The 19,172-nt window shown below is 33.7% G+C and carries 19 protein-coding genes and 1 tRNA gene; 10 read left to right on the top strand and 10 right to left on the bottom strand.

Annotation, left to right across the window (positions count from 1 at the left end; all coding sequences use genetic code 11):
* The first annotated feature begins 45 nt into the window (after positions 1-45).
* The 3 genes from AAGV28_RS12005 (at position 46) to AAGV28_RS11995 (ending at position 2,683) form a co-directional block, all read left to right on the top strand.
* Positions 46-594 (top strand): hypothetical protein, encoded by a 549-nt coding sequence (locus AAGV28_RS12005; protein WP_373407051.1) that lies wholly within the window; start codon positions 46-48, stop codon positions 592-594.
* A gap of 238 nt (positions 595-832) precedes the next feature.
* Entirely contained in the window at positions 833-1,174 is a 342-nt protein-coding gene (locus tag AAGV28_RS12000) for a T9SS type A sorting domain-containing protein (protein WP_373407050.1), read from the top strand.
* Positions 1,175-1,702: 528 nt separating this feature from the next.
* Positions 1,703-2,683 (top strand): LuxE/PaaK family acyltransferase, encoded by a 981-nt coding sequence (locus tag AAGV28_RS11995; protein WP_373407049.1) that lies wholly within the window; start codon positions 1,703-1,705, stop codon positions 2,681-2,683.
* A gap of 59 nt (positions 2,684-2,742) precedes the next feature.
* On the opposite strand, the gene AAGV28_RS11990 is transcribed toward AAGV28_RS11995, so the two are convergent.
* The 6 genes from AAGV28_RS11990 to AAGV28_RS11965 form a co-directional block, all read right to left on the bottom strand.
* Positions 2,743-2,829: transfer RNA gene (locus AAGV28_RS11990), tRNA-Ser, on the bottom strand.
* A 59-nt stretch (positions 2,830-2,888) separates the two neighbouring features.
* Positions 2,889-3,917 (bottom strand): asparaginase, encoded by a 1,029-nt coding sequence (locus tag AAGV28_RS11985; protein WP_373407104.1) that lies wholly within the window; start codon positions 3,915-3,917, stop codon positions 2,889-2,891.
* A complete protein-coding gene (locus AAGV28_RS11980; protein ID WP_373407048.1) occupies positions 3,901-5,043 on the bottom strand; it encodes a 1-acyl-sn-glycerol-3-phosphate acyltransferase in 1,143 nt (380 codons plus the stop codon). Before AAGV28_RS11980 ends, AAGV28_RS11985 begins: the two co-directional genes overlap by 17 nt.
* A gap of 60 nt (positions 5,044-5,103) precedes the next feature.
* Positions 5,104-5,883: a TatD family hydrolase gene (locus AAGV28_RS11975; protein WP_373407047.1), complete on the bottom strand. Its 780-nt coding sequence runs from the start codon at positions 5,881-5,883 to the stop codon at positions 5,104-5,106.
* A 162-nt stretch (positions 5,884-6,045) separates the two neighbouring features.
* Positions 6,046-6,771: a tetratricopeptide repeat protein gene (locus tag AAGV28_RS11970; protein ID WP_373407046.1), complete on the bottom strand. Its 726-nt coding sequence runs from the start codon at positions 6,769-6,771 to the stop codon at positions 6,046-6,048.
* Between the two features lie 6 nt (positions 6,772-6,777).
* Entirely contained in the window at positions 6,778-7,359 is a 582-nt protein-coding gene (locus AAGV28_RS11965) for an RNA polymerase sigma factor (protein ID WP_373407045.1), read from the bottom strand.
* 114 nt (positions 7,360-7,473) lie between these two features.
* Here AAGV28_RS11965 and AAGV28_RS11960 point away from each other — a divergent pair, with 114 nt between their 5' ends.
* From AAGV28_RS11960 to AAGV28_RS11930, 7 genes are all read left to right on the top strand, one after another.
* The gene (locus tag AAGV28_RS11960; protein ID WP_373407044.1) at positions 7,474-7,773 is read left to right on the top strand and encodes a hypothetical protein; all 300 of its coding nucleotides are present in this window, start codon (positions 7,474-7,476) and stop codon (positions 7,771-7,773) included.
* A gap of 377 nt (positions 7,774-8,150) precedes the next feature.
* Entirely contained in the window at positions 8,151-9,125 is a 975-nt protein-coding gene (locus tag AAGV28_RS11955) for a hypothetical protein (RefSeq protein WP_373407043.1), read from the top strand.
* A gap of 141 nt (positions 9,126-9,266) precedes the next feature.
* A complete protein-coding gene (locus AAGV28_RS11950; protein WP_373407042.1) occupies positions 9,267-11,222 on the top strand; it encodes a PKD domain-containing protein in 1,956 nt (651 codons plus the stop codon).
* Positions 11,223-11,276: 54 nt separating this feature from the next.
* A complete protein-coding gene (locus AAGV28_RS11945; RefSeq protein ID WP_373407041.1) occupies positions 11,277-11,690 on the top strand; it encodes a GxxExxY protein in 414 nt (137 codons plus the stop codon).
* 96 nt (positions 11,691-11,786) lie between these two features.
* The gene (locus AAGV28_RS11940; protein WP_373407040.1) at positions 11,787-14,381 is read left to right on the top strand and encodes a CHAT domain-containing protein; all 2,595 of its coding nucleotides are present in this window, start codon (positions 11,787-11,789) and stop codon (positions 14,379-14,381) included.
* Complete coding sequence (locus tag AAGV28_RS11935) at positions 14,356-14,832, top strand: retropepsin-like aspartic protease (protein WP_373407039.1); 477 nt, start codon at positions 14,356-14,358, stop codon at positions 14,830-14,832. Before AAGV28_RS11940 ends, AAGV28_RS11935 begins: the two co-directional genes overlap by 26 nt.
* Positions 14,813-15,577 (top strand): hypothetical protein, encoded by a 765-nt coding sequence (locus tag AAGV28_RS11930; protein ID WP_373407038.1) that lies wholly within the window; start codon positions 14,813-14,815, stop codon positions 15,575-15,577. The genes AAGV28_RS11935 and AAGV28_RS11930 overlap by 20 nt, the downstream gene beginning before the upstream one ends.
* Positions 15,578-15,645: 68 nt before the next feature.
* On the opposite strand, the gene AAGV28_RS11925 is transcribed toward AAGV28_RS11930, so the two are convergent.
* The 4 genes from AAGV28_RS11925 to AAGV28_RS11910 form a co-directional block, all read right to left on the bottom strand.
* Positions 15,646-16,425: a ThuA domain-containing protein gene (locus AAGV28_RS11925; RefSeq protein ID WP_373407037.1), complete on the bottom strand. Its 780-nt coding sequence runs from the start codon at positions 16,423-16,425 to the stop codon at positions 15,646-15,648.
* Positions 16,426-16,445: 20 nt separating this feature from the next.
* Positions 16,446-16,841, bottom strand: coding sequence for an endonuclease domain-containing protein (locus AAGV28_RS11920; RefSeq protein ID WP_373407036.1), 396 nt, complete (start codon positions 16,839-16,841; stop codon positions 16,446-16,448).
* A gap of 409 nt (positions 16,842-17,250) precedes the next feature.
* The gene (gene odhB / locus AAGV28_RS11915) at positions 17,251-18,495 is read right to left on the bottom strand and encodes a 2-oxoglutarate dehydrogenase complex dihydrolipoyllysine-residue succinyltransferase (RefSeq protein WP_373407035.1); all 1,245 of its coding nucleotides are present in this window, start codon (positions 18,493-18,495) and stop codon (positions 17,251-17,253) included.
* 74 nt (positions 18,496-18,569) lie between these two features.
* Positions 18,570-19,163 carry a hypothetical protein gene (locus AAGV28_RS11910; protein ID WP_373407034.1) on the bottom strand — a complete coding sequence of 198 codons (594 nt, stop codon included), beginning with the start codon at positions 19,161-19,163 and terminating at the stop codon, positions 18,570-18,572.
* Between the last annotated feature and the right edge of the window lie 9 nt (positions 19,164-19,172).

Genomic DNA, 19,172 nt, shown 5'->3' with positions numbered 1-19,172 from the left:
ACCCCAAAGTTTATACCTTTGGGGTTTACTATATAAAACCACATTATGCTTAAGTACACCTTCATTTTATCCTTTTTAATGCTAGTAATTGGTTGCCAAAAAGAAGTGCAATCAAATCCAGAAAACTATCTTTCGGCTACTGAAAATCAAGAATTCAAAGAGAAAATAGTGAAGTATTTTGAAGAACCTCCTAAAAAAGTAACTATTGAAAAAAAATGGGATAGTGTTCATAATGAATATTACAGTAAAAAAGCCAAAAGTGCTGATTTGTATCACTACTACAAAGACAACGATGGCTACATTTACTTTGCAATAGCCAAAATAGCACCTAGCTTAAAAATAAAAAAAGTAGCTACAATTGGTAAACTAAAAATAGAAAACGATACAATCACTTACTATGAAGAAATTTGTAGAACATGGAAAATGGAAGCACCAGAACTTAAAGAAAAAACTAAAGTGCTTTTTGATAAAATCGTAAACAATGAAGAGGTTGAAAATTATTACACTAAAAACTCGCAACCAGAATTTTGGATTGAATTCCCCGATGACATTAACTATTATGACACTAAAAACAGAGTCTGGAAAACAAAATAATTTTTAAAACGCACAAACACATAACAGTTATTTTAATCTATTAATTAAATATTTACACAACTGTATCAAGAGTAAACATCACAAACAAAGCCAAGCTAAAATTGCTAATGTTGCTTTACTATAAAATCAATAAAAACACTTTTTGTTTTTTTACAAAACCATCTCAAAATTGAGATGGTTTTTTTTTGGCATACTATTTGAAATATTTTCTTTATCTTTACTACTCAAAATCAAGCTAATGAAAAAAAACTACTTTTATAGTATCATTTTAATGGTTTTTCTTTGTTCCCTCAGTCTTAGTGCTCAGGCGAGCAAACAGCCCGTAAACCCAAACACACCCTATCTTATTGAGGGTTTAAATTTATATCCCAATCCCGTAAATAGTAGCCGAATAGTAAACATTTCGACTAAAAACGACAGCGATAAAGAAATCATCATTTTTGACCTATTGGGGAAAAAAGTATTGCAAACCCAACTTAGCACAAGAGAATTAAATGTCGCTAATTTAATTCCTGGAGTGTATATTATCAAAATAAACGAAGGAAATGCTTCGGCAACCCGAAAATTGATCATACGATAAAACACAAATCTAGAAATAAGACAGAAAGCTTCAATTAACACTTGAGGCTTTTTTTATAACTAATAAGACAGCAATACAACTGAAAGTTTGAACAGGGCTAACGCACCAGTTTCAGAAATAAAAAACAGACCCGAAACTGTCTGCCGACAGACCAATGTCATTAAGTTAGGGATAGAATGATAATTTGATTGCAGATTTTTGATTTCAGATGTGCGAGACTCGTAAAATCGAGGGATTTTTATTTACTAACACAAAAATCTGAAATCAGCAATCGTTAATCTTCAATCAAAAATCCCTTAACTTAATGACATTGGTCGACATTACACAAAATAATACAAATTTGGTTATCATAATATTCCACAAATCTGCCAAAGGCAGATAAACTTGGTGTGATTTTTTTAGAATCACTAAAAATTGTGAAAATTAGTGTAATTCGTATCAAAAATAAAACTGATACGTTTGCCTTGAAGGATTAAACGAAAACAACATCAGTATTGGTATAATTTATACCTTTGCATAAAAAAATTCTTGATTACAGCAACTGATATATTTACTATTTCGAGTCAAAAGCAATTTGAAAAAATAGCTTTAAAAGTTTTCCGTTTTCAATACGAAAACAATTTAGTGTATAGAGAATTTTGCGATTTCTTAAAAACAGATGTACAACGTGTAAAAACGATACAACAAGTTCCCTTTTTACCCATTCAGTTTTTTAAAAGTCACAATGTAGTTTCTAATTCTGACCCCATTCAAACAATTTTTAGTAGTAGTGGAACAACGGGTACAATTACCAGTAAACATCTTGTAACCGATGTAACATTGTATGAAGAAAGTTACCGAAAAGGCTTTGCTCAATTTTACGGCAATATCGAAGATTATGCGATCTTAGCACTTTTGCCTTCTTATCTTGAAAGAGAAGGTTCTTCTTTAATTTATATGGTTGAAGATTTGATTCAGCTTTCTAATCATCCTGAAAGTGGTTTTTACCTTCACAATCACGACGATTTGATTCAAAAACTAATCGAATTAGAAAATGCTGGACAAAATGTAATTTTAATTGGAGTTACCTATGCCCTACTCGATTTAATCGAAAAAGAAAAATTCAACCTCCAGAACACCATTATTATGGAAACGGGCGGTATGAAAGGCAAACGCAAAGAAATGATTCGCGAAGAATTACACCAACAATTGTGCAATGGCTTTGGCGTTTCGGCAATTCATTCAGAATACGGCATGACCGAATTGCTTTCGCAAGCTTATTCCTTAGGAAATGGCGTATTTGAGTACTCTTCCTGGATGCAAATCCTTATCCGTGATACCGAAGATGCCTTGACTTATATTCCGCAAGGAAAAACAGGCGGAATCAACGTGATTGATTTGGCCAACATCAATTCTTGCTCTTTTATTGCCACACAAGATTTAGGTAAAAAATATCCCAACAACTCTTTTGAAGTATTGGGACGTTTTGACAATTCGGATATTAGAGGCTGTAATTTAATGGTGGTTTAGATACCCCATTTTACATAAAACAAAAAATGCTCCCTTTTCAGGAAGCATTAATTTTCTTGCAGAGAGGAAGGGATTCGAACCCTCGATGCAGTTACCCACATACTAGCTTTCCAGGCTAGCTCCTTCAACCACTCGGACACCTCTCTATTTTGGTTTGCAAATAACACTAAAAAATATGACTTAGAAAAGTCAAATCGAAATTAATTTACAGTATTTCTCCTCTTAATGGAGTTTCAAACACCGTTTTAAAATCTTTAGGTGGAATATTTTGACTCAACAGGAACATTAATTTAGTAATTGCCGCTTCGGTAGTACTATCTTTTCCAGATATCACTCCTATTTGCTTCAATGCTGAACTTGTTTCATATTGCCCCATATTGACACTTCCACTCGTGCATTGGGTTACATTTACAATATGCAATCCTTTTTTTATGGCTTTAGTCAATGCGTTTATAAACCAATCTTCGGTGATTGCATTTCCTGAACCATAAGTTTCTAGAACAATTCCTTTTAGACTTGGTATTTCAAGAATTGCCGTAAAAATGCTTTCGCTCATTCCGGGAAACATTTTTATGATACTAACATTTGTGTCCAATAATTGATGAACAATTAATTCTTTATGCTCTTCTCGAACTAAAAACAATTCTGGTCTCGGAATCAAATTCACACCTGATTCGACCAAAGCTGGATAATTTGGAGAACAAAAAGTATTAAAATTTTCAGAATCAATTTTTGTCGTTCTATTGCCTCGGTATAATTTATTTTCAAAATAAAGACAAACCTCAGTAATAACAGCCTTATTGTTTTCTTGTAGAGAGGCTATTTGGATAGCCGTAATCAAATTTTCCTTGGCATCCGTACGTAAATCGCCAATAGGCAATTGCGAACCCGTTAAAATAACTGGTTTAGCTAAATTTTCGAGCATAAAACTCAAAGCCGAAGCCGTATACGACATCGTATCTGAACCGTGAAGCACTACAAAACCATCAAAAACAGAATAATTTGCCTGGATAATTCTAGCAATTTCTGACCAATAAGAAGGATTCATGTTAGAAGAATCAATTGGATTCTGAAACGAAAGAGTTTCAATCTCACAATCCAATTGTTTCAACTCAGGAATTCTTTGTAATAATTTACTAAAATTGAACGCTTTTAATGCTCCGGTACTAAAATCCTTGCGCATTCCAATAGTTCCTCCAGTATAAATTAAAAGAATTTTAGTCCTTGAGTTCATGAGCATATTTCAATTTGTTGACTACAGGATTAGCATACATGTCCAATATTCCTTGAAGTGCAATAGGGTTTTCGGCATCAATTCGTTTTTCTAATCTACGCACAAAAACTGCTTTTTCATCTTCAGTATAAAAATGCGAATAGGTATCAGATTTATTCAAAATATCATAAGCGATATAATTCGTTGGCCACAACTTATAACTTTTCAAAATCGAATCGTCTATGGCTTGTGCCAATCCTTGAATTTGCTTATTTACATTATCGTTTTCAGCTTTAATAACATCAATTTCAGTATCTAAAACTTTTCCAATATGGATAAAAATGCGTTTTTTAGGCCCTAAAGCGCCACTTAAAATCGTCATAAAATCTTCATTTTCCTCTTTTACATACACTTCATTATTGGCTTCCGCCAATAATTGAGGCATTTTTAAAGCATCAGTAGGATCGTATTCATACGAAATAGAAACAGGAACAATCTTGATTTTTTTAAAATAATCCATCAAATTAGCTTCATCAGAAGCCATTCCGAGCATTTTTAATACCCCAGGATTAGTTGCGTCATTACCATCTTTGGTTCTTCCTTCTCGTTGTGCAATCCAAACCGAACGATTTTCATGTTGCAACAACTGACTAATATATTCTGATAGGGTTTTAGAACTTTGCAACATCTCTCTAGGCGACAATCCACGTTTCACTAAGAAATTCCGATTCAACTTTGCCAAAACATTTAAGAAAGGTTGTTTAACCAAATTGTCACCAATAGCCGAAGCTGTCATTACTAAATCATGCTCAAACAAGGTAGCATTTAGCAAAGTGGTATCTAATAAAATATCTCTGTGATTAGAGACAAACAAATAAGGAGTGTTAGGTTCTAAATGTTCGAAACCAGCAGTCATCAAGCCTTCTGAACTTTTTTCTAATACTTTTTGAACCGATTGGTAAATAAAATTACATTGGAAATCACGAATAGAATGCGTTTTCATTAATTGTTCTTTCCAAACTTCATCAGCAACATTAGGAAAAGAAAAATTCATCAATGACTTTAACATTGGATGATGAATCACTTTTTTTATGGCTTTATTTATTTCGGAATCATAATAAGGCCGAATCTCGTCAAACTTTTGCATTTTGGTACTATTAGAAAAACAAATGAACAAAAAAAATATTAAATTTTAGCGAATTCTACTTTAAATCCCAAAAATTGCTTTGGAATTTTCAGTCGTTATTCTGGCTAATTCCTCTCCAGAAATACCGTAAATATTTGATAACTTATCAATTACATTTATAAGATAGCTGCTTTCGTTTCTTTTTCCTCTAAAAGGAACGGGAGCAAGATACGGTGCATCGGTTTCTAAAACAATATGTTTTATATCTATTTTACCCAAAAACTGATCGATTTTTCCATTTTTGAAAGTGACCACACCACCAATTCCTAATTTCATATTATAAGACAAAGCCTGTAAAGCTTGCTCATAAGTTCCAGAAAAACAATGAAAAATTCCAAATAAATCGGCTGATTTTTCTTCTTCTAAAACTGCAAAAACTTCATCAAAGGCTTCCCGACAATGGATAACAATAGGCAATTGATATTCTTTTGCCAGCTGAATTTGCCTTTTAAAAGCCAATTGTTGTTCTTTTAAATGGGTTTTATCCCAATATAAATCGACACCAATTTCGCCAATAGCATAAAATTTTCTCTTCTTCAATTCGTCTTCAACAAATTGCAATTCGTCTAAATAATTATCCTTCACATGCGTAGGATGCACACCTGTCATCAAAAAAACGTTGTCAGGATATTTTTGTTCCAAATCATACATGGCAGCCGTGTAAGCCGAATCAATCGCCGGAACAAAAAATCGAGTCACTCCAGCTGCAAAGGCACGTTGCATCATTTCGTCTCTATCCTGATCGAATTCTTCACTGTATAAATGCGTGTGGGTATCGGTAATTATGGGTTTTGTTTCCAAGTCTAAAGTTTAAGTATGCAAAATTGCAAAGTTTTTTAAAATTTAACCACAAAAGTCACAAAAGTTTCACCTCATTTATATTTAAAACAAAAGACACAAAGAGTAATCTCTATACCCTTTGTGCCTTTGAAATTTTCTTTGTGCCTTTTGTGGTTAAAACATCTAATCCAACTTATCCAACAACTCCTGAACCTTATCATAATGCTCATAATCAGATGGAATTGTCAAAAGGATTTCTTTACACCCTTTATAATCTTTTTGCTTTAATTGAGCTAAAGCCAAACTCCAAATGGCTTTGTTTTTATAAATAGAATTTCCTGATTTAATTTCGTTAAAAACCGCTTCAGCTTGATTGATTTGGTTATTTTCCAATAAAGAAACCCCATAAAAATACTGAATTTCAGCGGTTTTATTCGTCTTCAAAATAGCTTCAAAAAGCGGAATCGCAGCTTTAAAATCCTTAGCATTAAAAGCAGTTTCAACTTGTTTTAAAGTATCAATTCCTTCTCCTCTTTCAGTCAAATAGGCATTTTCATATTGATTGTATTCTTCAAAACCAGGTTTGGAACTTGGATTAAACAAAAACAATCCTAACAGAAGGACTACTGAAGCAGCAACCAGATAAGCCCAAGGTTTCAACGAAATCACCTTCGATTTATCTGCTTTGAAATGTTCTTTCGAAATCGCTTTTAGATTTGCTGTGAAAGCATCTCTGTCGGCTGCGAAATCAAATTTTGTTTCCAACTGGATTTGCACTTCTTTAAACGTTTCAAAATCAGATGCCAATTTCAGGTTTTCAGAAAGTTGATTTTCGAAATTCAAACGGGCTTCATCCGACAATTCGCCTTGAAGATATTGATCAAATAATAGGTATTTCTCTTCGTTCATGGCTCCTTAATTTTTTAATGATTTAAAACTACTGTGTTCTTGAATCCATTGGGTAAGTTGCCCTGTACACAAGGATTTTTTCTTTCGAACATACCCATAGGTTACTTGGAGTTTCTCGGCTACTTCTTCCATTGATTTCAAGGTAAAACTCAACTTTAAAACTTCTTGACATTTTTCGCCTAATCGTTGAAACATCATATCAAAAAGTTGATGCTTTTCTTCAAATAGTTCGGTTTGTGCTACCAACTCTTCCGTGGGTTCATTAGTAGATGTAAAATCATCGGGAATTGTTACCCCTTTATTTGAAGATTTTTTGAGTTCGTTTAGCCATTTTCTTTTGCATAACAAAAAAAAGTAAGCATCAAAAGGACAAGTAAGCTGTAACTTTTTGGCTTTTGCCTGATTGAACAACAAAATCAGGATTTCCTGAATTACATCTTGCGCCTGATCTTCATCGCCAGAATTATTTCTTATATAAGAAACCACTTTGGGAACAAACTTTTTATAAATAGACTGGATTATTGCAGAATCATTGTTCGCTAATCCTTCTATAAAATATTGGTCTGGATGAATTTTGTTTGCTGACATAAGGAAAAATTGAACTGCTAATGTAAAAAAGAATCTGAAATAAAAATCAATTTCACGGGTAACAATTATAAAATCAAGTGGATATAAATGTAAAACCTTTCAAATTGATAAGCCATGAAAAAGGAACAATTACCCTCTAAAACCACTATTGATCGTTTTTCGAAAAAACTATCAAATAAAATTCGGGCAGGTTTTAAAATCATCGAATACAATGACAAATTGCCTTATGTGGTTTTGATAAAAGAACAAAAAAACATCAATCATGCTTTACATCTTCAACTTTCTTTTATCACAATTGGGATTTGGTCCATCGTCTGGATTTATTTGACACTAACTCATACTCCAAAAAAAGAAATTCTAATTGCCATTGATGAAGACGGAAATGTTTTTGAAGAAAAATGTTTACTCAATTAAGAGCCTGTTTGAAGGTTTAAAGAAAAAACCGCTCCTAATGACTGGAAAAAATCTTTAAAACTCATCAAAATTACACCCTTTAGGGTTGGGGAAATAATTTTGATGAGTTTCAAACAGGCTTTAAAAAACTAATCTGAAATAAATTCAGATTGAAGGGTAACAATTCAAAACCCAAATTGATATAGCTATAGAAACCCGAAGTACTAAAAAAATATTTTAAAAATCAGGGTAACAAATTAAAACAAGAATTGATATAACAACAGAATCGAAAACAATTTAAAAAAAATTAAAATACTGGGGTAACAATTTTAAAACCCAATTGATCTAACAGTATAAACCTAGAAAATCATTTTAACAATAATTAAAAACAAGAAATTATGAAATCAAATTTTAAAACCATCGGACTTTTATTTTTAGCGGCAATTTCATTAGTAAGTTGTAATGACAACGATGACAATCAACAAATGCCAGCAACAGCAGCCGAATTTGCAAATATTAGAGAAGCTGCCTTAAACAAAATCACTCAGGAATTTACCATCGCTGCCGAAGATGGAGCGACCACCTTAACTTCTGAAAATGGTGTAAAAATTACCATCAACGGAAATTGCTTAACTAAAGACGGAAATCCTGTAACCGGAGATGTAAAAATCGAATATGTAGAAATTTTCGAAAAAGGAAACATGTTAGTGACTAACAAACCAACAATGGGAATTATGCCTGATGGAAAAAGAAATTTACTTATCTCTGGAGGCGAATTCTTCATCAAAGCAACTCAAAACGGCAAAGAATTAGCAACTACTTGCAATATCTCTTTAATAGTTCCTGCCAGCCTTACTGATGGTATTGATAATGCCATGACTTTATGGAAAGGAATCATCGATGACGAAGGAAACTTAGCTTGGGCAGATGCTCGAAATGCCGAAGGTAATAACGGGAAAGGCGGTGTACAAGCCGAAGGGAACAACTATTATGTAAGTTTTGGAAACTTCGGATGGACGAATGTCGATAAATTTTATAGCGACCCACGACCAAAAACTACCATTCTTGTTGATGCTCCCGAAGGATACGACAATACGAACAGCGCTATTTACTTATCTTATGATGGCGAAGGAACAAATGCACTTGCAAAACTCGATACATACACAGCCGAAGGATTATTTAGCGAACATTACGGTCAAATTCCAGTAGGCCTAGCTTGTCACATCATCTTTGCAACTGAAGACAACGGAAACTGGAGATACGCCATCAAAGGTGTAACGGTTCAAGCCAATGATGTTTTTACATTCACACTAGCAGAAACAACGGTAGGAACCGAAGCCCAATTAGTTGCCGCAATCAACGCGATTCAATAAAGTACTCAAATTTAATTTCTGAAAGAAGTGGTGATTTACTCATCACTTTTTTCTATTTTTAAAAGATTTTTAACCGTTATCCTAATGAGGATTAATAGTTTATACTTGTATCTTTTATAACTAGAAAAACCAAATTTGATTATGAAACCACTATTACCTATTTTCTTCATTCTACTTTCTATTGTCTCCTTCTCGCAAAAAAAAGTAAAAGATACCGTTACCCGAAGAGCCGTGATACACTACAACCAAAATGGAAACACGGTTTCATACAAACCTGAAACACCACCATTAATCCCAATTGCTGGTGCTCCAAAACCTAGTTTTTCTTATCTCTGGGAAATGGGAGATGGAAATTACAGTAAAGCTGCTGAACCCAAACATACCTATAAAAACAAAGGAACTTACAACACCCGATTGACGGTAACTAATAATTACGACAACGGAAAACCTCCCGCTACCCGTCCAAAAAAAGTAGTAATTAACGAAATATCGAATAAAACCTTTGACGAAATCGCATCTGTTGCTGAGCAAAATGGTTTTGCCCTTCAAAAAAATTGTGACCCCATTCCCGACCAGGAAATGGAAGTCATTCTTAGTTATCAAAATCTGGAAAACTATGTTGCGAATGGAAAAATTTATCTTTTTTACAACGAAACACAATTCAAAGACAATAATTTTGAATTAGCCGATTTTCGAACCTATGCTGGAGAAAGAGAAGTAAAAAATAACTCGATAGTATCCGTTAACGAAATTGATCAATCCAATTCGTATTTAGCTTCGAATACTACTTATTTCCCAATAAAAAAACACGAAAACACTACTACCGAAGAAGATCTAGAAACCACTCTGGCCGAAGCACATAAAACATTCAAAAATGTTTCTATCTTAGAATTTGACAATGCTAATCCACAGGAAACCCGCAATGTTTTTTATACTTTCAAAACGACTCCAGAAATGCTAAAAGACACCAGTGCTACCATTACCATGCGCGGTATTTATGTTCCAAATCGAAGTTATAAAAATCATAAAGTAAAAAATCTGGAAATGGAAATTGTAACTTCCCATGATCCTAACAAAATGGGATCTAACGGAAGTTTTATGAATTATAGATTCGTACGTTTTAAAAGAGTGAATTTCAAAACCCGTTTTCAAAACAACGGCGAAGGACCAGCAAGAATGATTCGCTTAGAAACTGATATTCCTGATATGTTCGACAAGAAAACATTTCAAATCGAAGGCATGTATCCTGAATGTCCCATTTGTCCAAAAGATGAAATTCCAACCACCAGCTGTTTGGACACCATAATTAAGCAAAACCAAATCTTCTTTACCTTCAAAAACATTTATCTACCCGGAAGCGAACAGAAAAATGTAAAAGAAAAAGACAGCACTAAAGGTTTTGTAAAGTATTCTTTGAAATTCAATAAAGATTTCCACAAAGTAAACACCCGAAGCAGAACCGCTATTATTTTCGACAAAAACGAACCTATTATCACCAATTACGCCACCACCCGATTTCTTCCCGGAATTTCTATTGGTGCAAAAGCGGGTTATAATTACTATCCTAATTTAGACAAATCCAAAAGTTATTTTGTGGGAGCAACCATTTCTCCATATAAATCCTATCGTTTGTATTGGCAAGCCGAATTAATCAATAGTGTTCATGATTTTAATTCTGCTACCACAACTACCACTGGTTTTACAAATACTGCCAATGGAGTTCGTCAACCCACACGCACTACCACAACGTTGAGTTTTTCTAATTTCAACAATGAGGTTCCATTACTTCTTCGTTACAACATCAATAATTTCATCGGAATTGGATCTGGAGTTCAAGCCAATATCAATGCTTCTGAAAAACAAGAAGAACACACTAAAATTGAATATTTCGAATCAGAAAAACCAAATTCTCCAATTCTTGACACCAAAGAAAACAGTGTATCCAACAGTAAAACGTTTACCAATTTAAAAACAGGATTATTGTTTGACTTAACACTAGGATTCGCCCGAATCGGCCCGAGTTTAGGAGCTCGTTATGTTATGAATTTCAAGGAGAATTTTAATTATTTTCAAGTGTATGGGATATGGAAGTTTTAATATTTTTTAACCACATAAGTCACAAAAGTTTTTCTAAACTAAAAACTAATAAGAATGGAGTTAACAAAAACTTATTTAAAAGATTTGACGTATCAAATAAACGGTGCAGCAATTGAAGTTCACAAAGAATTAGGTCCAGGATTATTAGAAAGTGTTTATCACAAATGTTTAAAAAGAGAACTATTAAACAGAAAAATTTCATTTGAATCTGAATTTTATGTACCAATAAATTTTAAAGGACTAGACATTGAAACTGATTTAAGATGTGATTTATTGATTGAAAACTGCATTGTTGTTGAACTAAAAGCAATTGAAACAATTGCACCAATTCATCAAGCACAAATATTAACTTATATGAAATTACTCAAAGTACCTAAAGGTATTTTATATAACTTTCATTGTGTAAATTTATTTAATGAAGGTCAAAAAACTTTTGTAAATGAATATTTTAGAAATTTACCTGAATAGCTTTGTGACTTTGGAAAACTTATATGACTTATGTGGTTAAAAAAATATTTTATTCTGTTTCTAACAACACAACTCTCTTTTTCACAAAGTATCACTGTGGAGAACAAAATCTACAATGCAGTTGATGCTTTTATAGAAAACCCAACAGCCGAAAAATTAAATAACCTCAACAATACAGAAAACGCATTTTGGAAAAATCCAACGCCCAAAACTAAAAACGAACTGCTGGCTATTGTCATTTTAAATTGCAACAAAGCATATTACGAAAACCAGTTCAACCAAGTTCAGGAGGCAGTTATTAGTTATGAAAAAGCATGGAAAATCTATCAAAAATACCGTCTCAACAATTACGACATTGTAGAATATTGTCTGAAACCTTTGGGGAATTTGTACACCATTCTAGGCGATTACGACAATGCCGAAAATACCATCAAACAGTATTATTATATTGCCAGCCAAGAAAAAAACAGTCCCGAAACCTCGGAAAAAAAAATAGCCGCCATTCTCAATTTATCGAATGTGTACCAAAATTCAGGAAAGATTAACTTAGCCATTGATCTACTCGAAAAAACCATTCGAACCGAAAAATTATCTAATATTCAAAAAGGAATTTTATGGAATAATTTAGGAAACAACTATTTACTAAGTTCCAGAGGAAACTTAATGCGACCTGAAATTCATGAAAATTCCAAAAACGCATTTGAATTGGCTATCCAATATCTACAAAACGAAAAAAATCAATCTGAAACTTTATCCAATTCTTATCGAAATCTGTCAGCTCTTAACCGTCAAAGAGAAAATTTTAAATTGGCAAATTCTTATTTAGAAAAAGCCAGAGAATATTTCTACGCAACTCCAAATCTTTCGCCTCGAAAAACAGCCAAATTTAAATGCGAAGAAGCTTCTTTATTGTTTCAACAGAAAAAATTAAATGAATCAGCCGTCATTATTGAATCTGTTTTTAAACTTTTAATTCCCCATTATTCTAGCAAAAAAAACAGTTTACCGAAACAAAATTCATTATATACCGAAACTAGTTTACTGGATGCATTGGATTTACGAGCCGAAATTTATTCGAAACAAAACCAACCTAAAAAAGCATTAGAAGCCTATCGATTAGCTTTTCATATTGAAGAATTGTTGGCTAACTTGATAGTTTATGAAAACTCGAAAATCATCAATCAAAATCGTGTTCGTATGCGAACCGAAAAATGTATCGCTATTTATGATTTAATATATCAAAAAGAACACAAACAAACTTATTTAGAAGCTGCTTTTCAATTGGCAGACCAAACAAAATCAGGTGTTTTAAAAAGTTATTTATCCAGAAACAAAACCGCTTCAAGAAAAGAAAAACTCCATCTCGAACAGCTGCAAAACTGGAGCAACATTATTTTAAAAGAACAACAAAAAGGAGAATTAGCTGATATTACCAAAATAAACGAAGCCATCGAAAAACAAAATCAATTGATGCTTTCGCTAAAAAAAATACGTTCCGAAAATATCGCTTCCGAAAAAGAAACTATCGATTTTAAAGCTTTATTCGCCAAATTAGAACAAGACAAAGCCATGATGATTGAGTATTTTTCGGGATTTGAAAAAATGTATTATTTTACTTTGGCTAACAATAAAATAAAACTCGATTTTTATTGGGATAACCATACCGCGACTCCTAGAATAGTTTCTTTTTTAGATTATTTTAGTGATGCCAATAAAATAACGGATAACATTTCAGACTATAATCATTATGGTAATTCACTTTATCACATGTTGAAATTACCAACAAAATCAACTTATAAAAACCTCATTATCATCCCTGACGGAATATTAAATTTTCTTCCTTTCGAAGCCTTAATCACTCAAGAATCTACAACAACCAATTTTGCTCAAATGCACTATTTATTGAATGATTATAACATTGGTTACCAGAATTCGGCACAATTTTACTTGTCCTTTGACATCCCGAAGCTTCGGGACAGGATGACAAGTAAGGATAAAACCGTTTTGGGTGTTTTTCCAGTTTTCGAAAACACGCCTTACGCATTAACTTATTCAAAAGACGAGTTGCATTCGATTCAGAAAAATTTCAAAGGGAAATATTTAGAAAATGCGGATGCTACTTTCGATAATTTCAAAAAAAACACTGCTGATTACTCCATTTTACATCTGTCCACTCACGCTGATGCTGGCGATATAGTTAGTCCAGCAAGCATTAAATTTTACGATCAGGAAATCCTATATTCCGAATTGTATCATCTAAATATAAATCCTGATTTGGTTGTTTTGAGTGCTTGCGAAACGGGTATTGGCAAACTCTTCAAATCAGAAGGCGCTATGAGTATTGCTCGTGGCTTTCAATTGGCTGGAGCGCAAAATTTATTGTTTTCATTATGGAAAGTCAATGATTATACGACTTCGGTTTTTATGGATTCTTTTTACCAAAACATTAAAAATGGTCAATCATACTTAGAAGCGAATGCTAACGCCAAACGAGATTTCTTAAAAAATCCGACAATTTCCAATGCTAAAAAGTCGCCTTATTACTGGAGTGCTTTTGTATATTACGGTACTTTAGAAAAAAATGAAGTCCCCACAAATTATACTTACATTATTTTGGGAATTGTATTCGCAATTACCTTAATTTGGCTTCTTATCCGATTTAGAAATGAAAAACCTGCACGAAATCCTTAAGAAGGAAAAATATAAAAAAGTAAAATTCAAAATTACCAAAACCCAACATTTGTTGATAAAAGCAAAAATTAATGGTGTTCGGGGCAATTTTATTTTAGATACGGGTGCTTCTAATAGCTGTGTTGGTTTTGAACATATTACATTATTTAATCTAAACGCCGAGGATTCCAAGACCAAAGCCTCTGGTGCTGGAGCCACAGGGATGCTGACACAAACCGCTACCGAAAATAAACTACAATTAGGTTCTTGGAAAAATCATGAATTTGATTTGGTTATTTTAGATTTATCTCACGTTAATGAAGCTTTGATTGCCTACAAATCAAAACCCGTTGACGGAATTATTGGTGCCGATGTTTTGTTAAAAGGCAGAGCTATAATTGATTATTACAATAATTGCCTATATTTACAGCAACCAACACGAACAAAAAAAAATGCTAAAAAACTACTATAAAACAGCCAGTTTAGCACTAGGAATGCTTTTGTTTTCTTGTGCATCTGAAGATATTATTGAAAAAAATCAAAATGCTACAACAGTTTCTGATTCAAGTATTCCAACAAGTTTACGAAAAAGCACTCCAAGAGTGACTCCTTTAAAAACTTGGGATTTCAACGATTTGAATGAATGGGAAGATGCCACACAAGTAGGTAATCCAAATTACTGGATTGAAAACAGTAATCTTCGCATTTTTACCAATCCTAATACTTGGGAAAGAGTAAAAATAAAATCGGTTGCTGCATACGCTACTGGAAGTTATTCCTGGAGGGTTTTTGTTCCTGCAATGGGTGAAGGTGATATGGCCAGTATTGGTGCGTTTTTATACAACAACGACACCCACGAACTCGACTTTGAAATAGGTTATGGAGATCAAGTCCTACGCGAAGAATTAAATGCGGCTCCAGATGAGCTTATTGTTTATACAACTTCACAGGCAAATCCCTATCATTCTTTTCAAAGTAAACTCAAAAGAGAAAATTGGTACACCTTAACCATCGATTTATCATTAAATGCTAAGAAAAAATATGTGGCAACTTGGAAAATAGACAATCAAATTTTGTCGACAAGAACGCTCACTTATGGTACAAATACTAAGTTTAAGATATTTTGCAGTGTCGAAAACCTAAGCTTTATGGGAGACCACATCCCGTATACACAAAATTACGCCTTATTTGATTGGGTTACATTCCAAGGGAATTAAATAAAAAATGCCCCAAATGGCGTACAACTTTTTGGGGCATCTTCATTATAAAAGAAGGCTTTTTTTATTTATTTTTTATTCGAATGAGACTTTTTTGGATTTTCTCCTAATGCCCACAAAAGTCCTCCTGTGAGATGCTCTATAAACACAGGGTCAACATAATCCTTACTCTCATGCCCTAAAGCGGTATAAAACACCCTAGCACCTTCAAATTCATGGCACCAGGCCAATGGCAAATAATCGCCAAAAGTACGTCCTGGATAAACTTCTTTTTCGCTGTCTTTTACCGTTCGCATATCGGCAGCTAGAAGAACATGAATATTCGGGTTGAACTCATTCATATAATAACACTCATCTTCTTTTGTCCAAGTTTCGCCAAGCATCGAAGTTGACGGATGGTTTTTATCAATCACTTTTATTTCGAAAGATTGAAAAGCAGGATGGCTTTTAAATTTTCCCCCCACCATTCTTGCATACCAAGGCCAGGATTTCTCAGAATCAGAAGCACTGTGAATGCCTACAAAAGCACCACCAGCATGAATGTAATCTACCAATGCTTGTCTCTGTTCTTCAGTATCAAAAATAGCATTACAGGTATTCGAAAAAACCATACAACTATATTTTGCCAGATTTTCGGTATTCATCACCGCTGGATCATCCGAAACATCAACAATTAATTTATTGGCTTCACCTATTTTTTTCCAGGCTTCCACACTAAAAGGAATATTTTTATGTACATAACCTTTTCCGTTTTTAGTATAAACCAAAATTCGTTTTTTAGCTGGCGGATTGGAGAAAACAGTAGTTAGCCCAAAAAAAATGGTAATTAAAAGTAATTTGATTTTCATAGGTATAGGTTTATTTTATTTTATAATAATGAACCGAATTTTTCCAAAATATAATCCTCTAATTCATTCATCACATTTTCTAAATCGTGTTGCACTCTAAAATCAGAAATCCTGTAAACATGTAGTCCTAAATTATTTAAAAACTCCTCTCTCAATGTGTCGTATTCCTGTTTATCATCATGACTTGAGCCATCGATTTCTATAATCAAACCAAGAGATTTTATATAAAAATCCACAATAAAACTACCTATAATTCGCTCCCTATCAAAATCAACTGACCAAAAAGTATTATTTCGCACTTGTCTCCAAAAAATAACTTCCGACAAAACTCCTGCTTTTCGTAAAGCCTTGGCTCTGCCACTTAATGCTTTTGCGGGGCAATAATCCGACACTTCTCCTATAAATAGGTTTCTCATGAATATAAGTAAGAATTTCAGGTTTCATAATCAGACTTATTTCTTGTTTTATGTATAGTAACCACCCCACCCGCTGCGGCGGGCACCCCTCATGAGGAGGGGAAATCCATCATTTTTAAAAAATTGCATTACAAATAAAGATTACAATTTCCCTCTTTTCTTATATTTCCAACCTTCTGCTCAACGCTACCAAGGGAAATTCATCATTCTTAAAAAAAGACATTCCTAATACACGCTACACTTCCCCTCTTTTTAAGAGGGGTGCCCGCCGCGGCGGGCGGGGTGTTTTACGCATAATATACTTTTCGAATATAAAAAGAAAATCCCAAACTCCAGTCCCGAGGCTTCGGGAGGAATTTGGGATTTTATAATTAGATTCTTCGCTTTCGCTCAGAATGACATTTTTGAATTACAATTCAAATGCTTTTTTAGGATTTCCACCGCAAAGCAATTCTACCGGGTTTTCTAAAGCTTCCTTAACAGCAACCAAGAAACCAACAGACTCACGACCATCGATAATCCTGTGGTCATAAGACAGCGCCACATACATCATTGGGTGAATTTCCACCTTACCATTTACAGCAATTGGACGCTCAATAATGTTGTGCATTCCTAAAATTCCTGATTGAGGAGGATTGATAATTGGCGTAGACAACATAGAACCAAATACACCACCATTAGTGATTGTAAAAGTTCCACCAGTCATATCGTCAACCGTAATTTGACCATCACGTGCTTTGATAGCTAATCTTTTGATTTCAGCTTCAATACCACGGAAAGTTAAGTTTTCAGCATTACGAACTACAGGAACCATTAATCCTTTTGGTCCAGAAACTGCGATAGAGATATCAGCAAAATCATAAGCTACTTTATAATCACCATCCATCATAGAGTTTACGTCTGGATATAATTCTAAAGCTCTTGTTACTGCTTTTGTAAAGAATGACATGTATCCTAACCCAATACCACCGTGTTTTGCTTTGAATGCATCTTTGTATTCATTACGCAAAGTGTTGATTGGCGTCATGTTTACTTCATTAAAAGTAGTCAACATGGCTGTTTCGTTTTTAGCAGCAACTAAACGTTCTGCTACTTTACGACGCAACATAGACAATTTAGTACGCTCAGAACCACGGTTACCCCCTGTAGGAGTTCCCATTGATGGCACTGCATTTACTGCATCATCTTTAGTAATTCTTCCACCTTTTCCAGTTCCAGTAACTGAAGCAGGCTCGATATTTTTTTCATCTAATATTTTTTTAGCTGCTGGAGATGGTGTTCCAGTTGCATAAGTAACTGCTGGTGCTGCTGGTGCCGCTGGAGCAGGAGCTGCTTTTGGTGTTTCGGCTTTTGGAGCCTCTGCTGCAGGCGTTTCCGCTGCTGGTCCCGAAGCGTCGGGAGAACCTGATGGTTTAGCTGCTGCAGTATCTATATGACAAACTACTGCTCCTACTGCCACTGCATCGCCTTCTTCTGCTTTTAAAGTAATGATTCCGCTTGCTTCAGCAGGCAATTCTAATGTAGCTTTGTCTGAATCTACTTCAGCAATAGCTTGATCTTTTTCAACATAATCCCCATCTTTTACCAACCAAGTTGCAATTTCAACTTCCTTTATAGATTCCCCTGGTGACGGGACTTTCATTTCTAAAATCATGTTCTATTATTTTAAATTATGAATTTTAATTCTTGTTACAATTACTTATGTTTTTTTATTTACTAGCAATTGAATTATTTTCCTGTTTCTAAATTCGAAACATAATTACTATTTACTGTCATCGTAGGATAAACTTCTCCTTCTGCTTTTCGTTTGGTATATTTCTCAATAGAACGTTTCACTAAATCTTCTTGATCTTTTTTGGCTTCAGCCAAATCATCTTCACTTATAGTATATTCTTTAGCTCCTGAAATAGCTTTTAATATTCCTTCTTTTTTTCTTTCGTACTTTTTGATATTCTTATAATTATTAGAATCATTATCAAAAGGCATTAATTTTACAGCTGCTTTAAAAGCACCCATTTGAGGTTCCGAGTCAATTATATAAACTTTACCCGCTTCTAATTCTGCTTCTAAAAAGTCAGTATTTTCAGATTTAGACCAAAATAAATGTTTTCCAGGTTCACATTCGTAAACCAAGTATTTTCCATAATTAAATTTGCCTAAATATTTTTCCCCATCAAAATATTTAAAATTGATCAAAAAACCTGTCGCTGTCGCTCTTGTAAAATACACTAATGACTTTCCTTCGCTAGGTTTTTTTAATTCTTGAGAATAAGAAAAACTAAAAATTAAACTAAAAAATAATAAAGTTAAAAGTTTCTTCATAATTACAAA

Origin of the sequence: Flavobacterium zubiriense (genome assembly GCF_041729725.1) — a bacterium.
Lineage (GTDB): Bacteria > Bacteroidota > Bacteroidia > Flavobacteriales > Flavobacteriaceae > Flavobacterium > Flavobacterium zubiriense.
This window is presented reverse-complemented; position numbering and strand designations above follow the sequence as displayed.

Coding starts and splice junctions, on each gene's coding strand:
- AAGV28_RS12005 (WP_373407051.1), top strand. CDS start 46: ATGCTTAAGTACACCTTCATTTTATCCTTTTTAATGCTAGTAATTGGT.
- AAGV28_RS12000 (WP_373407050.1), top strand. CDS start 833: ATGAAAAAAAACTACTTTTATAGTATCATTTTAATGGTTTTTCTTTGT.
- AAGV28_RS11985 (WP_373407104.1), bottom strand. CDS start 3,917: ATGAACTCAAGGACTAAAATTCTTTTAATTTATACTGGAGGAACTATT.
- AAGV28_RS11980 (WP_373407048.1), bottom strand. CDS start 5,043: ATGCAAAAGTTTGACGAGATTCGGCCTTATTATGATTCCGAAATAAAT.
- AAGV28_RS11970 (WP_373407046.1), bottom strand. CDS start 6,771: ATGAACGAAGAGAAATACCTATTATTTGATCAATATCTTCAAGGCGAA.
- AAGV28_RS11965 (WP_373407045.1), bottom strand. CDS start 7,359: ATGTCAGCAAACAAAATTCATCCAGACCAATATTTTATAGAAGGATTA.
- AAGV28_RS11960 (WP_373407044.1), top strand. CDS start 7,474: ATGAAAAAGGAACAATTACCCTCTAAAACCACTATTGATCGTTTTTCG.
- AAGV28_RS11955 (WP_373407043.1), top strand. CDS start 8,151: ATGAAATCAAATTTTAAAACCATCGGACTTTTATTTTTAGCGGCAATT.
- AAGV28_RS11950 (WP_373407042.1), top strand. CDS start 9,267: ATGAAACCACTATTACCTATTTTCTTCATTCTACTTTCTATTGTCTCC.
- AAGV28_RS11945 (WP_373407041.1), top strand. CDS start 11,277: ATGGAGTTAACAAAAACTTATTTAAAAGATTTGACGTATCAAATAAAC.
- AAGV28_RS11935 (WP_373407039.1), top strand. CDS start 14,356: ATGAAAAACCTGCACGAAATCCTTAAGAAGGAAAAATATAAAAAAGTA.
- AAGV28_RS11930 (WP_373407038.1), top strand. CDS start 14,813: ATGCTAAAAAACTACTATAAAACAGCCAGTTTAGCACTAGGAATGCTT.
- AAGV28_RS11925 (WP_373407037.1), bottom strand. CDS start 16,425: ATGAAAATCAAATTACTTTTAATTACCATTTTTTTTGGGCTAACTACT.
- AAGV28_RS11920 (WP_373407036.1), bottom strand. CDS start 16,841: ATGAGAAACCTATTTATAGGAGAAGTGTCGGATTATTGCCCCGCAAAA.
- odhB (WP_373407035.1), bottom strand. CDS start 18,495: ATGATTTTAGAAATGAAAGTCCCGTCACCAGGGGAATCTATAAAGGAA.
- AAGV28_RS11910 (WP_373407034.1), bottom strand. CDS start 19,163: ATGAAGAAACTTTTAACTTTATTATTTTTTAGTTTAATTTTTAGTTTT.